The 14,958-nt window shown below is 28.8% G+C and carries 15 protein-coding genes and 1 pseudogene; 3 read left to right on the forward strand and 13 right to left on the reverse strand.

The window, feature by feature from the left end:
• Window positions 1–504: 504 nt before the first annotated feature.
• The 3 genes from KQI16_RS11340 to KQI16_RS11350 form a co-directional block, all read right to left on the reverse strand.
• The gene (locus KQI16_RS11340; protein ID WP_330654219.1) at window positions 505–792 is read right to left on the reverse strand and encodes a DUF1653 domain-containing protein; all 288 of its coding nucleotides are present in this window, start codon (window positions 790–792) and stop codon (window positions 505–507) included.
• 78 nt (window positions 793–870) lie between these two features.
• The gene (locus KQI16_RS11345; RefSeq protein ID WP_216434545.1) at window positions 871–1,836 is read right to left on the reverse strand and encodes a DMT family transporter; all 966 of its coding nucleotides are present in this window, start codon (window positions 1,834–1,836) and stop codon (window positions 871–873) included.
• A gap of 225 nt (window positions 1,837–2,061) precedes the next feature.
• Window positions 2,062–2,247, reverse strand: a complete 186-nt coding sequence (locus KQI16_RS11350) for a hypothetical protein (protein WP_216434547.1) — start codon at window positions 2,245–2,247, stop codon at window positions 2,062–2,064.
• Window positions 2,248–2,465: 218 nt separating this feature from the next.
• Between KQI16_RS11350 and cdd the strand changes: the two genes are divergently transcribed.
• On the forward strand, window positions 2,466–2,888 hold the full coding sequence (gene cdd / locus KQI16_RS11355; RefSeq protein ID WP_216434569.1) for a cytidine deaminase: 423 nt from the start codon (window positions 2,466–2,468) through the stop codon (window positions 2,886–2,888).
• An 85-nt stretch (window positions 2,889–2,973) separates the two neighbouring features.
• On the opposite strand, the gene KQI16_RS11360 is transcribed toward cdd, so the two are convergent.
• The 3 genes from KQI16_RS11360 to KQI16_RS11370 all read right to left on the reverse strand — a co-directional run bounded on the left by KQI16_RS11360 (window position 2,974) and on the right by KQI16_RS11370 (window position 4,999).
• Window positions 2,974–3,372, reverse strand: a complete 399-nt coding sequence (locus KQI16_RS11360; protein WP_216434549.1) for a hypothetical protein — start codon at window positions 3,370–3,372, stop codon at window positions 2,974–2,976.
• Window positions 3,373–3,510: 138 nt separating this feature from the next.
• A complete protein-coding gene (locus KQI16_RS11365) occupies window positions 3,511–3,837 on the reverse strand; it encodes a PadR family transcriptional regulator (RefSeq protein WP_216434551.1) in 327 nt (108 codons plus the stop codon).
• A 229-nt stretch (window positions 3,838–4,066) separates the two neighbouring features.
• Complete coding sequence (locus KQI16_RS11370; protein ID WP_119864915.1) at window positions 4,067–4,999, reverse strand: helix-turn-helix transcriptional regulator; 933 nt, start codon at window positions 4,997–4,999, stop codon at window positions 4,067–4,069.
• A gap of 125 nt (window positions 5,000–5,124) precedes the next feature.
• On the opposite strand from KQI16_RS11370, the gene KQI16_RS11375 reads away from it, so the two are divergent.
• Window positions 5,125–5,553 carry a pyridoxamine 5'-phosphate oxidase family protein gene (locus KQI16_RS11375; protein ID WP_119864914.1) on the forward strand — a complete coding sequence of 143 codons (429 nt, stop codon included), beginning with the start codon at window positions 5,125–5,127 and terminating at the stop codon, window positions 5,551–5,553.
• Window positions 5,554–5,708: 155 nt separating this feature from the next.
• On the opposite strand, the gene KQI16_RS11380 is transcribed toward KQI16_RS11375, so the two are convergent.
• The 7 genes from KQI16_RS11380 to KQI16_RS11410 all read right to left on the reverse strand — a co-directional run bounded on the left by KQI16_RS11380 (window position 5,709) and on the right by KQI16_RS11410 (window position 13,983).
• Window positions 5,709–6,326: a LysE family translocator gene (locus KQI16_RS11380; RefSeq protein ID WP_119864913.1), complete on the reverse strand. Its 618-nt coding sequence runs from the start codon at window positions 6,324–6,326 to the stop codon at window positions 5,709–5,711.
• A gap of 868 nt (window positions 6,327–7,194) precedes the next feature.
• Window positions 7,195–9,186: a transketolase gene (tkt, locus tag KQI16_RS11385; RefSeq protein WP_216434553.1), complete on the reverse strand. Its 1,992-nt coding sequence runs from the start codon at window positions 9,184–9,186 to the stop codon at window positions 7,195–7,197.
• Between the two features lie 45 nt (window positions 9,187–9,231).
• The gene (gene fsa, locus KQI16_RS11390; protein WP_216434556.1) at window positions 9,232–9,879 is read right to left on the reverse strand and encodes a fructose-6-phosphate aldolase; all 648 of its coding nucleotides are present in this window, start codon (window positions 9,877–9,879) and stop codon (window positions 9,232–9,234) included.
• Window positions 9,880–9,923: 44 nt separating this feature from the next.
• Window positions 9,924–11,261, reverse strand: coding sequence for a PTS galactitol transporter subunit IIC (locus tag KQI16_RS11395; protein WP_216434558.1), 1,338 nt, complete (start codon window positions 11,259–11,261; stop codon window positions 9,924–9,926).
• 36 nt (window positions 11,262–11,297) lie between these two features.
• A complete protein-coding gene (locus KQI16_RS11400) occupies window positions 11,298–11,582 on the reverse strand; it encodes a PTS sugar transporter subunit IIB (RefSeq protein WP_216434560.1) in 285 nt (94 codons plus the stop codon).
• Entirely contained in the window at window positions 11,579–12,025 is a 447-nt protein-coding gene (locus KQI16_RS11405; RefSeq protein ID WP_216434562.1) for a PTS sugar transporter subunit IIA, read from the reverse strand. The genes KQI16_RS11400 and KQI16_RS11405 overlap by 4 nt, the downstream gene beginning before the upstream one ends.
• 17 nt (window positions 12,026–12,042) lie before the next feature.
• Window positions 12,043–13,983 (reverse strand): BglG family transcription antiterminator, encoded by a 1,941-nt coding sequence (locus KQI16_RS11410; protein ID WP_216434564.1) that lies wholly within the window; start codon window positions 13,981–13,983, stop codon window positions 12,043–12,045.
• A gap of 406 nt (window positions 13,984–14,389) precedes the next feature.
• Between KQI16_RS11410 and KQI16_RS11415 the strand changes: the two are divergent.
• Window positions 14,390–14,958: pseudogene (locus KQI16_RS11415) on the forward strand (HTH domain-containing protein); the annotation flags it as partial.

Raw genomic sequence — 14,958 nt, forward strand, 5'->3', positions numbered from 1 at the left:
CCATTTTTTGTTTAAAACAAGCTTTCTAAATCAATTTTTTTAAATTTTAAAGAAAAACTGAACAATATTGTGTAATTATACATGTAGCTACGCTATTTTTTCATATTTACTTTACACAACCATTTTTTAACTTCTACTTTATTTATTATTTTGTTAATTCCTTCTATTAATACTTTACCCTATGGAGTTCACTCTAAGTCAATAGATTTTAAAAAAATTTAAAATTTATTTAAAAAGGCACCTGTATTTCTACAAGTGCCTTTATAGGGGATTGGATTTAATATTGTACTAATTAATTTTATATGAAATCTATAAATAATTCAATATTATAGCTATATTTCTCAATTTTATTAATTTATGAGTCATCTCCCCTTGTTGCTACTTGAAAAAATCTAATACTTAAGAGCACTGATATTATATAAATTATAATTAACTGCATTTTGCACCTCTAATAAGCTTTAAATCTTTTTTCAAAGCTTATTATTTCTAACTTTTTAAATTTTATTACTTTTTCTTAGATTTTATTTCTACCAACTCAAATCTATATTCCTGTCCATATTTATCAAACTGTTCTTTACTGCATCTTTCAGCAAACATACTTGCAGGTCTTACAAAAGTGCCATAGTCACCATACAAAGCCTTATAATAAATCATTCTTTCATTAGTTTCTGTATGAATCACATTAGTATCAAGGATTAAGTATAGATCTCCCTTAAAGTGTTTTACAATTTTACCTTCCCACTCTTTAATAATATTTAATCTATTATTTTCTTCCTTATTATTATCCTTCACAAAAATTCTCCTCCTTATTCATTTTATCAATTTAAATCATATAACTAATAAAAGCTGAATTTCTTCAGCCTTTAAAAATTATTTTTCATTATTTATTATTTCCTTATAAGGAAGGATTTCCTCTTCCTTTATTTTATTAACTAAATAAATTCCACAACAGACAAAAATTAATGCGATAAGTATTTTAATATCAAATATATTTTCCTTAAGCATCATAGCTGAAAGAATAGTTCCAAAGACAGGAATTAAAAAGTTAAAAACCGAAATCACTCCAACCTTATTATACTTCATTAACTGGGACCATAAGGCAAAAGCCACTGAAGAAAGTAAAGCCATATATATTAAAAGTAAGCTTGATCTTACTGTGAAATTTGCTAAATGTCCGTCAAAAAGATAGCCTAAAAAAATTAAGGAAAGGCCCCCAATAGTAAGCTGATAAGCAGTTACTGTAGAAGCATCCTTATCCTGACTTATTTTTTTGCCATAAATTGAAGATATTGAAGTTAATAAAGCTGCAATCATTATAAAGCCTTCTCCCCTAAAGGAAAAACTTCCTGATAAAATGGAGCTTCCTCCAAGATTTACTATAACAACTCCAGCAAAGCCAAGGACACAGCCTATTATTTTATTAAAGCTTAGTTTATCATTTTTATAAATAAAGTGGGCTAATATTATGCTAAAAAAGGTTGAACTTCCATTTATAATTGAACCTCTTACCCCTGTCGTATAGGTCATTCCTATATAAAAAAATATATACTGAAGGGTTGTTTGACTAATACCTAGAAGGGTAAATTCCTTTAAATCCTTTTTATTTATCTTAAAGACCTTTAATTTTCTTATTATCTGGATTAAGAGCACAAATAATCCTGCTAGGAAAAATCTATAGCCAGCAAAAATAAACTTTCCTCCTATATCATTGGCTTCAATCTTAAAAATCTCATAACCAAGCTTTATAGCTGGAAAGGCACTTCCCCATAAAAAGGTACAAATTAATGCAATTATAACTATATTTATTTTTTTTGTATAAAACTTTGATTTATCCAAAATTCTTCATCCTTTCAATTTATCTATAAGCATTATAAATTTTTATAAAAGGATAAACCTTTTGCCAAAAGAAAATAAAAATCCATTGAGCTATAATTTTACTCCTTTTTTTATAAGTTTGACAAGCCTTAAATTATTATTACTATTAAAAATATTGACAATTTATCTAATAATAAAACCAGACATAAAAAATCCTGAAGCTGCTATTCTTCAGGACTAATATTTTTATTTAAATAAATCCTTAAAAATACTTTTAGCATTTTTACTAAGCTTTAGAACTGCCTTATTATTCTTTATGTTTTCAAAGCTTTTTCCATAAAGTTTGTAAATATAATAAATACTATCCAGGTTATCATTTACTGCTGAACAAAAGGCAAAGACCATTAAGGAAGGTAACTTTGAATTTTCCATGCAAATCTCCTGATTTATTATTTATAATTATAATATATTCTTTAATTTCTATAAGTGATAAATTCAAGTTTTGAAATTATTTATACAGGGATAAATAGATCTTTATTTTTTCTTAAAATATTTGGAAATAGTTATTTACATCTTTTCCTAATAATGATATACTATATTCCCAAATATCTCTAGATGTTTGAAATTTTCATGAAGGGTTGATGATAGCTATGATAAAAGTAAAAGAATTAATAGAAAAGGCCTTTGAAGTTCAAAAGAATAGTTACGCTCCTTATTCTAACTTTAATGTTGGTGCAGCCTTACTTTGCGCTGATGGAACCGTATTCACTGGCTGTAATATTGAAAATGCAGCTTATACTCCTACTAACTGTGCAGAAAGAACAGCCTTCTTTAAAGCAATTTCTGAAGGGCATAAGGACTTCACTGCAATAGCAATAGTAGGAAATAAAAATGGTGTTGAACAGGGAGAAGGAGATTATTGTGCACCTTGTGCTGTTTGCAGACAAGTTATGGCTGAATTCTGTGATTTGAAAACCTTTAAGGTAATTATAGCTAAAAGTACAGAAGATTACTTAGAATATACCTTAGGAGAACTGCTTCCTTTAGCCTTTACAGGAAAAAATCTTGAATAATTTAAGTTTATATATAATTTGCATAAAAATAACTTCCAATTTACTATTCTTTAAAGAATAGATATATTGGAAGTCTTCTTTTAAATTAATTTTTATTTCCTGCTAAAGCCTTAGCTATTAATCCTGCTATAAAGCCCCAAATTATATTTGTTAGAAGAACCATAAATATAGCCGGTGGAAAAACTAAAGGTCCTTGCAATCTTCCAGTTAAGATAGGAGATAAAATTCCGCTTAAGATTATAGCAATTATTCCATAACATAGTCCTGCATAAACAAGGGTTGAAACTGGATTTTCAAGCTTATTTTTTACTACAATAAATATCCAAATTCCAGAAACAATTAAGGTCATTAAGAGACTTCCCCTTGCTTTATTACCAAAAATATCAATTATGCCTGTTATCTTTGAAAGAGGCCTTATAAGAGCTATTGCCCCTAAAGTTAAAATTAGCGATAATTCTGTCTTTTGTACTTCTCTATTTAACATTATCTTCCCTCCAATTATTTTTTTCTACTTCTGCCTGTTAAAAGTAAATATAGCATCAGGGCAACGCCTGCTAACACATAAACCATTAAGGATCCTATTGCAATAAAGACTTCGCCAGTTGCTGTTCCTGACCTCCTATTAAATAAGTTTATCTATTATTCTTTTAGCAAATTCCCAGTCTTGTTTGTTAAGATTATATAAGTTTTCTCCCAAGGCTGTTATCTTATAATACTTTCTTCTTCCCCCTTGAGTTTCATCTCCCCAATAAGAAGTTATATAGCTATCCTTTTCTAATCTTCTAAAACTTGAATAAAGGGTAGCTTCCTTTAATTCATAGGCTCCTTCGCTTTTTTCAATTATCTTTTTATAAATTTCATAGCCATAACTGTCCCCTTCTTTTAAAATTCCAAGAACAATTGTATCTGTATGCCCTCTAATTAAATCTGATGATATTTTACTGTCCAATTTTCCTCGCCTCTTTCTTTAAGTTGTTTTTCTTCTTGTAGCTATAATATACATCAAAGTATTATGTCTGTCAAGGTACTTTGTTTAAAATATCTTATTTTTCATATTACCTTGATAAGCATAGTAATATGATATATTATGAAACTAAAAATAAATCCTTTAATATAAATAGATAAAAATTAAAACTTCCCTTTTCCTCGAAGGTACTCTCCAAGGAAAGGGAAGTTTTTTATTTATTATAAATTTTTAATAAGTCTTCTATTTTCTTAATTAATTTTTCCCTAATAGAAGCTGGAGCTATACACTCACATTTATCTCCAAAACCAAGAAGGATATTATAACTATATTCATCATCAATAAAAGGAAAATCTACTATAAGCTTTTTTTCCTTCCAAGGCTTTATGTTTTCTTCTCCACATAGTTCTATCATTCTATCTCTAAGAAGTTCATCCACTATAAGCTTTATTTTTATAATTTTTTTGCCTGAATTTTTTATAGTAGCTAAAGCATTAAAATCAAAATCTCTTGGAATAAAATTTTCCTCTAGTATTTCTACCTTGCTCATCCTTGATAACTTAAAGGTGCGAAAGTCCTCTTTTTCTGTGCAGTAAGCTTGAAGATACCAATAGCCTTCCTTTAAAAGTAACCTGTAAGGCTCAATTTTTCTTTTACTCTTCTCTCCTTTATTGTTTAAGTAATCAAAGCTTATATATTTATTTTCATTAAGGGCTTCCTTTATTTTTTCAAAATTAGGATGAAAGTTCTTATTTCCTATCCAGGGAGTAATATCAATAGAAATTTGGTTAGATTTTAATTCAATATCCCTAAGATTTGAAGCTGGAATTAGACTTTTTACTTTTGCCAGGGTATTTTTTAATTCATTATTTGAAATTATCTGCGAAATACTTCCTAGCCCCAGCAGCATCTTTTCTATTTCAGAAGTTGTAAAAAACTTATTATTTATTTTAAACTCCTCCATAATCCCTACTCCCCCGTTAGCTCCTGGATAAGTAACTATTGGGATACCAGCTAAATTAATTGCTTCAATATCCCTATATATTGTCCTTGTACTTACTTCAAACATTTCTGCAAGTTTGGAAGCACTTATTTTTTTATGCTGAAGGAGAAGCATAATAATAGCAATTAGTCTATCAGTTTTCATATTCATCATTCCTTTAATTTTTATTTTATAGCATAACTATGACATACTGATGTCAAGGTTAAATGATAGAATAAGATTGTAGTTAGTGGGAAAAATCAATAATAAAGAGGAAAAGGAGAATAAAGATGGATAATTTAAAAGAATATTATAGAATACTAGATGAAACTAATAGAATTGCCTTGGCAACATCAATTGATAATTTTCCAAATGTAAGAGCTGTAAACTTCTGCTATAAGAAGGATAAGGAAGGGACAATATTTTTTGCTTCCTTTAGAGGATCTGAAAAGACCTTTGAATTTATTCATAATAATAATGTTGCCTTCACTACTGTTCCCCTATCAGCAGAAAGCAGTGAACATATTAGGGTAAAGAGGGCTATAGTTAAAAAGAGTAATTTAAGCATTTATGATTTAAAGGATGAATTCATTAAAAAGCACCCAGACTATAAGGAAATTATAGAAGTGGCTGGAGAAAGGCTTGATCTTTATGAAATTTCCTTTAAAGATGCCTTGTTAATTTTAGACCTTGGAAAAAAGGCTGTTGTAAACTTTTAATAAAAGCTGCCTCCTAAAAATATAATTTAACAACTTTATTCCTAAATAATGTAAATTTATAGAAATAATTTAACATAATTAGTAAGGAAAAATTTGTAAATATATAAAAATAAAAAGAAGAGGTCTTGTCCTCTTCTTTTTTGATAGAAGTTCTTTTATAAGCCAGCTATCCCTTTGAAAATTCCACAGATACCAAAGATAACTATTACTGCTCCTATTAGCTTGTCTATAAAAATAAAACTCTCAAATTTTAGTCTGCTTTTAGTCTTTTCAACTATATTGGATGTTACTAACCATAAAATACAGGAACCAATGAAAATTGATATAACAAAAATTACATTTTTAAATAGCTCTGTATTATCTATGCTTACCCCCATAGCTGCAAAGACTGTTATAAATACTATAAAGGTCATTGGGTTAGATAAGCCTAGAAGGAAATGTATAAAAAAAGGATGCATCCCTTCTTCTTTAGGAAGCTCTTTTAGCTTACTCTTTTCTATTCCACTCATTAAAATATTAATCCCGACTATTAAAAATATTATTCCTGTTGTGCCACTTATAAAATATTTATTTTTATTTATAAATTCATCAATGAAGCTTGCCCCTAAAACTGCTATAGAGGAATAAACCATATCAGAAAGAGCCGCTCCAATTCCAGCTAAGCAGCCAGTTTTCCAGTCTTTTTTTATTGTTCTCTGTATTGCCATAAGACCTAAGGGACCTACTGGTAATGTAACAAATATCCCAATAATTATGCCAGTTATATATCTCATTATATTCTCCACTTTCAAAAAAACCTTATATTCACTTCTTTATTTTAGCATAATGTTTATATTAATTAAATCTTTACATTCTTGTATGAAGAAAATTTTTCTCCATGAAAAAGACGGCCTTAGGCAGTCCTGTATTAATAACTATATAATTTTTGATAGTTCATGGCCAATATGATCTTAGGATTTGCATCTGGAGATGTATTTCCAATTTTATCTGAAGTAGTTTCTGCATTTTTAGCAGTTTCTGAATTTTTGATTTCTTTTTTAATTTACTCCTTTTCAAGTTCTTCTTTCTTAGCTTTTTCTGCAGCTAACTTTTCTTCCTCTTCTTTTGCAAGCCTTTTTTCTTTTTCTATTCTCTTGGCTAGATCTTCATTTAATTTTAAGAGGTCTTTATATATCTTTTCACTTTCATAAAGCTTACTTTCATTAATAGTATTTTTAAAATAAATGTTAGGGTAAATTTATTCATAAATCATATTACAAATATCCCCAAGGAAATATCTTGAAATATTTTCCAGGAAATATTCTCTTTTTAATTGACTTCAAATAGACATATTATTTATTATTACAGTTCCTTTTTAGTATGAAATTTTCCTACAAACTAGCAATTACTCTTAAAAATCTTTTAGAAATAGCTATTAAAAAAGTTTTTAATAATAAGAAAAACATTTTAATGGAAGTTACACTCAACTCTTTAGATTTATTTGATGATTCTGAGAAATTTAATCGTAACTTAAAATTGAATATTTCATTGTAAAAGAAATTTACACAAGATTGCCCCATTTATAAAAAATCTCTAGGGTTTTCTCCTTCTCCCTAGAGATTTTTTATAGATTGTATTTAGAACGATTAGATTTATATTATCTTAATTATTCTTTATATATTTTTCAACCTTTTCTACAATATTATCTACCGTAAATCCAAACTTCTTAAATAATTCTGCCGCCTTTCCTGATTCACCAAAAGTATCTAAGGAAATAATTTCACCATCAAGTCCTACATACTTATGCCAGCCAAAGGAAGATAAGGCTTCAACTGCCATTCTTTTTCTTATATTATTTGGCATAACCTTTTCTTTATACTCCTTATCTTGAGCATCAAAAATTTCAAAGGATGGAATACTTACAACTCTAGCATCTATTCCTTGTCCTTCTAATTCTTCTGCTGCCTTATAAATTAACTCAACTTCTGATCCTGAAGCCATTAAGATTATATCTGGATTTTCTTTCTTAGAATCTCTAATTATATATCCCCCTCTTAATGCCTTCTTCTCACAGCCTTCATATAAAGGTAATTTTTGTCTACTTAGAACTATTGAAGTTGGAGTTGAACTATTAGTTACTGCATAATACCAAGCCGCTGCAGTTTCATAAGAATCCGCAGGTCTAAATACAGTCATATTTGGCATACTTCTAAGGGCTGCCAATTGTTCTATAGGTTGATGAGTTGGTCCATCTTCCCCTACCCCAATACTATCATGAGTTAATACATAAGTTACTGGCAGCTTCATTAAAGATGATAACCTCATGGCGGCCTTCATATAATCACTGAATACAAAGAAGGTAGCACAAAATACCTTTAATCCTCCATGAGCATAAATACCATTAGCTATAGCAGCCATAGCGTGTTCTCTTACTCCAAAGTGAAGATTTCTTCCGCTTCTATTTTCTTCTGAATAGTCTCCTTTTCCATTCATATAAGTCTTATTAGAAGGAGCTAAATCTGCTGATCCTCCAATAAGATTAGGGATTAAATCTGCTAATCTATTTATGATTATTCCAGAAGATTCTCTAGTTGCCATAGCTTTATCAAAACTCCAGAAGTCTTTATTATTTAATAAAGCTTCCTTATCAATTTCTCCTGACATCCAATTAGAATATTCTTCTGCTAGCTCTGGATAAGATTTTTTATAATCTTCAAATAGGTTCTTCCAAGCCTCTTCCTTTTCTATTCCTGCATTTATATAAGTATTCATATATTCATATACTTCTTTAGGAACATAAAATTCTTCTTGTTTCCAAGCTAAATTTTCCTTCATTTCCTTTATGTTTTCAGCTCCTAAAGGTTCTCCATGAGCAGATGCCTTTCCCTGCTTTGCTGGACATCCAAAACCTATTTGATTTTTAACTATTATAAGAGATGGCTTCTTAATTTCCTTTTGTGCTTCAGCAATAGCTTTTTCAAGTTCTTCAATGTTATTACCATCATTTACTTTAAGAACTTGCCAGTTATAGGCTTCATATCTCTTTGCAACATCCTCTTTAAAGGCTATATCTGTATTTCCTTCTATTGATATGTTATTTGAATCATATAAAACTATAAGCTTTCCTAATGCTAAAGTTCCTGCTAAAGATGATGCTTCTGCTGAAATTCCTTCCATTAAGCATCCATCTCCAACTATAGCATAAGTATAGTGATTAACAACATCAAAACCCTTTTTATTAAATTTTTCAGCTAGATAACTTTCTGCAATAGCCATTCCAACAGCATTACATATACCTTGTCCTAATGGTCCCGTTGTTATTTCAACCCCTGGAGTATGACCATATTCAGGATGACCTGGAGTCTTACTTCCTACTTGTCTAAAGTTTTTTATATCTTCAAGGGTTATACCATATCCAAATAGGTGTAATAAAGAATATTCTAACATAGAGCCATGACCAGCTGATAGAATAAATCTATCTCTATTATCCCATTTTGGATTTCTTCCATTATGATTCATCTTTGTCCACAGTACATATGCCATAGTAGCAGCACCCAGTGGTAATCCTGGGTGCCCTGACTTTGACTTTTCAATTGCATCTGCTGAAAGTATTCTTATTGAATTTATACATAATTTATCTAAAGTTCTACTCATCTTCAGCCTCATTCCTTCATTATTAGTCAGTCTATATAATTCTTCTTATTTTCCAAAAGCTGCTTGCCAATCAGCCTTAAACTTTTCTAAACCTTGATCAGTTAATGGGTGCTTAAGCATATTCATAGCTAATTCATAAGGAATTGTAGCTATATCAGCTCCTGCCTTAGCTGCTTCTATAACATGTATTGGATTTCTTACACTTGCTGCAATTATTTGAGTTTTAATACCATAAATTGAGAAGATCTCAGCTATATCCTTTACAAAATCTATTCCACTCATAGATATATCATCTATTCTTCCTAAAAATGGACTTACATAAGTTGCTCCTGCATTTGCTGCAAGTAAAGCTTGATTTGCAGAGAATATTAAAGTAACATTAGTTTTTATACCTTCTTGCGATAAAACTTTTACAGCTTTTAAACCTTCTTCAGTCATAGGAATTTTTACTATCATATTTTTATGGATAGCTGCAATTTCTCTACCTTCTTTAATCATATCTTCTGCTTTTTCACTTACAACTTCTCCACTTATAGGTCCATCAACAATTTCAGTTATTTCCTTAATGACTTCCTTAAAATCTCTTCCTTCTTTTGCTATAAGGGAAGGGTTTGTAGTAACCCCCCTTATTACTCCCATATCATTTACCCTTTTAATATGATTTACATTTGCTGTATCTAAGAAAAATATCATCTTAAGAACATCCTCTTTCCTATTAAATCTTGTTTAGCTTAAATTTATTGAGCATTTTCTTCTTTTATTATCATTTTTCTATTCCAAAGCATTAATGCTACTGTAAATATAGTTGCTATAGCTATTCCAATCCACTTAAAGTTCATTAACTTAACTGAAATCCATGGGAAGATACTTGAACCATAATCTATACTTGATATTAATGTAGTTCCTCCTGGTATAGAGAAATTAGCTGCTGCAGCTGCCTTTGTAAATAATGGTGCTAGGTTAGTTCCTATTAATAACCCTAAACCTATAGTTATAACTCCTATTATAAAGGATCTAAAGAAGTCACCTCTTGCTATAGGAACTATAAGAACAAACATAAATGGTAAACCTGCTAAACTAGCAAATGGTAAGAATTGATTTCCAGGAACAATGAATGCTAATAATAAAGCAACTGGAATTGAAACTAATGAAATTGCTAATGTTACTGGGTTACCAACTCCAACAGCTGAATCTAAACCTATATATAAAGAACCTTTAGTAGCATATTTCTTTTGAAGTAATTCTTGTACTGCTTCTGAAACAACCATTAAACCTTCCATAAGGATTGCAGCCATTTTTGGTGTTAATACTAAAACAGCTCCCATTACCATTGATAAGTTAAGTGTATCTTTAACATTATATTTAGCTAGGATTCCTAATAAAGCTCCTATTACTGTACCTAAGATAGCTGGTTCTCCAAAAACTCCAAATTTCTTTTGAATTTCTTCTGCATCCAATTTTATTTTATTGATTCCTGGTATTCTATCTAATACCCAGTTTATTCCTAAAGCAAGAGGAACAAAAGATGCAGTGAAACCATGAGGAATTGAAACTCCTGGAAGTCCTAGGAACTTTTCAATTAAAGGTGCTGTTCTATCCCCTATAATCATTGTTATAATCATATTTAGAGCTGATATGAATAAACTTATACCTAAGTTTCCTGTTAACATATATATTAAAGAACCTGTGAAAGCAAAATGCCAGAAATTCCATATATCTACGTTAATAGTTCTTGTTGTCTTTGTTAAAAGCATAATTACATTTACAAGAAGACATACAGGAATTATTAAAACCCCTACTGTTGATCCAAAAGCAATTGCTGATGCAGCTGGCCAGCCAACGTCTAATACTGTTAAATTTAAGCCAAAATTTTCAACCATTCTTTCTGCTGCTGGTCCTAAGTTATCTGTTAATAAGCCTATTATTGTATTTAATCCAATAAATCCAATTCCAACTAATAAACCTGATTTAATAGCTTGCCCTACCTTAACCCTTAAAATTAAAGCAAATACTATAAATATAATCGGCATCATAACTGCCGCTCCTAAATCTACTAAATATTGTAATGCAGCCATTGATCTTTACCTCCTAAATTTTCTTATAAATTTAATCTATAGACCTAATACTTGAACTATTTCATCTATTACTTTTTCAACGCCAATACCTGTAATAAAAGGTAATCCTTTTATTAGTGGAACTCCATAGTCTTCTGAAGTCATTGCAGTTGTAACAATTAAGTCAAAGTTTTTAGCTTGTTTTGCTAATTCTACAACTGTAGATTGAGTTATTTGAACCTTATCTAATAATCCTCTTTTTTCTAATCCTGCCTTTATTTTTTGAATTGCTATTGTTGATGTTGCAACTCCTGCTCCACACGCTACTATTATTTTTTTCATCTTAAACCAACCTCTTTCATAATATTAATTAGTTTTTCATTATTTTCTTCATTGTATATCTTCATAAGAATATCTTGATTAGATATTACTTCCATTAACTTTTGTAAAACTGCTACTTGTTTATGTTTTTCCTTAACTAGTAAAACAAATGCTATCCTAACATTTACTTCACCACTACCATCCATATTATTGAATTTAACATCATCCTTAAATTTAACTAAAACTATTCCAGGATTATTTACATGTTCACTATCACAGTGTGGTATTGCTACTCCAATAGGTTCAACAGGTAATCCTGTTGGAAATACTTTTTCTCTTTCAATTATTGCATTTTTAAAGCTTTCCTTTACATAACCAGCTTGTATTAACCTATCAGATATACTTTCTAAAAACTCAAAACAATCCTTGTAACTTTCATTAATAAATATTAAGTCTTCCTTCAATGCTCCCACTCCTTTCTTTAGTTGCCATAGACTTCTTTAAATTCCTCTAGATTTGTACATCTTATCAATCTATTAACCTTATTAATATCATCTATCCCACTATAAATTTCTAAAAATGACTTTTCAGAGTCCTGACCTAGTTTAAAAGCTAGCATCATAACTAATTGCACCTTTGTTTTATCCCAAGTGATTGGATTTTTTAAAATCGCAATAGCTATAGATTCTTCAAAAACTTGTCCTTTTATAAAGTGAGGAATGGCAACCTTATTTCCTATCTCAGTAGATGACATCTCTTCTCTTTCAATAAAAGAAGCTTCAGCTTCTTCATCTATGTAACCATTTTCTCTCATGGCCCTTGCTAGATATTCTATTATGTTCTTTTTATTATCTAAGTCTAAATCTTTAAAAAATAGATCTTCTTTAAAAATATTATTTTTAAAATTACTATTTTGTCTATTGCTTATAAATCTAGTTATCTTTCTGCAATCATCCTCTAGCATTATTGGTGAAACGTTAATTACCGGTAAATTAATATTTTCTAAAGGAATGGTACTTATAACTAAGTCATATTCTGAAAGGTCCATATGGTTCAGCTTAAATGCTGGATAGAATCCTTTGATTTCTATAAAATCCTTAAATTTATTTTCTAACTTAGTTTTTAATAAAATTGCTGTACCTACACCAGTAGCACAAACTACTATAGTTCTATATCTATTTATTTTATTGGCTAATCTTAACCTTTCAATTGCTCCTGCAAAATGTAAGGTTATAAAACCAATTTCATCTTCAGGTATCTCAATATTTATTTTATTTTTTAAACCTTCACAAAAAATGATAGCTATATCATAAGCAAAGGTATAATTAGACTTAATTTCATCAAGCATTGAGTTTTCTATGCTCATTCCAAAATTAATTCTATTTATTGCACTTCTAAGGTGAATTAATAGTCCACTCTTCAAAATATTATCATTTAAAAAGTTGATTCCACTATATTCATAAACTAAATCAAGACAATACTTGAATATGACATCAATATACTTATCTTCATAACTGTTATTACTATCTGTATCTAATAACAGCTTTTTTTGAGACACTAAATGTTGATATAGATAAACCCCCTCTTCATAAGGCAATTCAATAGAGAAATTTTCCTCTATGGCTTTTTTTAGTTCTAAGGCTGCTCTATATTCTTTACATTCAGCATTAAAAATTAAATTATTATAACTTATGAAATTATTTTTCTTAATCCTATAAATTGCTATTATTATGTGAATGCATAAGTTTTTAAATCCTAAATCACTTAACTCAAGATCATATTTCTTAACAACTTCTAAAACAATATCTGATATTAGTTGGTAAATAGCATTTTCATTGGATATTGAAAAATCAAAATCATTAACATTTAAATACTTAAGTTTTTTACTATTCCTAAAGAGATAATTAGAAATAAAACTTCTTATATCAAGTTCATTTCCACTTAGGGCTATACCATTATTAGATATTCTATTTATGCCTAATTTATATTTTTCCAATATTTTCTTAGCTTTTTTTATATCCTGCTTTATCGTGGATAAACTTACAAATAACTCTGAAGATAACTCTTCTAGCTTTATAGCCTTGTTATTTTGTGAAAAATTTCTTGAAATCAAGATTTCTAAAATGGAATTCAATCTATTAAAATCTTCATTTTCTATATCCTTTTTTTCACTTAAGTATTCAATAATTTCTTTTCTTTTATCCTCATCTTTGATTATTAACTTATAACCTAGGCCTCTCTTTAGAATAAGCTCTATTCCCATTTCATCACAAAATGATTTTAATTTTGAAATTTCATTAGCTAATGTTCTTTTTGATATATCAAATTTTTCTTCTAACTTTTGGCCATTAACATAGTCTTTTGCTTCTAAAATATATTTTAGAATTTTCTTTTGTCTTGATGTTAGATTTAAGTAAACCATTTCATCACCCAATTAAATTATATATTAGTTGTATTTTTAAGAATAGTCATATAAATTGCACTTTAAATTGCATTTATGTATCCTACTAAAATTTATTATTTACTTTAAACTTCATTATATATGCTTATATTGTTATTAATGCACTAAAAATATTATCACATTTTGTAATTTTATCACATACATCACCAAAATTCTATTTATAGGGAAATTAAGCAATGAGTATATTCTTAATAAAGAATAGATTTTTGCATTGTCAATTTTCTTAAGTATAAAAATTATTAAATAAAAAATCTAGGATTTTTTTAAAATGTAAAATGTACCTTATGGAATAGACAATTTAAAAAAAGTCTATGCCATAGGGTATTTTTATGTATAATAAAATAAATATCATTAGGAGAAGAATGTAATGAGCAAAAAATTATTTACAGAAAAAGAAATAGAAATATTATCACAAAATAAATATGTAAAAAAAGTTAGTAGTAAAGGAATTACATACACAGATGAATTTAAAAGAAGATTTATAATTGAAAATCAAAGTGGAAAGTTCCCAAGAGAAATATTTGAGGAATGTGGATTTAACATAGATATTTTAGGTATGAAACGTGTTGAATCATCAGGTAAAAGATGGCGCTCCGCATTTCGCAGAAATGGAATAACTCAATTACAGGACACTAGAAAATTTAATAATGGAAGACCGAGTGAAAAATATAAAAAACTTGAAGCAAAAACAAAACTTCTGCAGGCTGAAAATGAATTACTAAAAAAGTTAGAAATGATAGAAAGGAAGGTGATAAAAAGAAAATAGAATTGCTAGTTCAAGAGAAATTTATTTTAATTAGATCAGTAATAGAAAAACATAAACTTAAAAATAAGGTTAGCTATTTTTGTGAGTTATCAGGTGTTTCACGGTCTGGATATTATAATTATTTCTCATCTAAATCAATTTCTAAGCGAGATAATCGAGAATCTAAAGAT

This window comes from Caproiciproducens sp. MSJ-32, from assembly GCF_018918055.1.
Taxonomy (GTDB): Bacteria; Bacillota; Clostridia; order Clostridiales; family Clostridiaceae; genus Clostridium.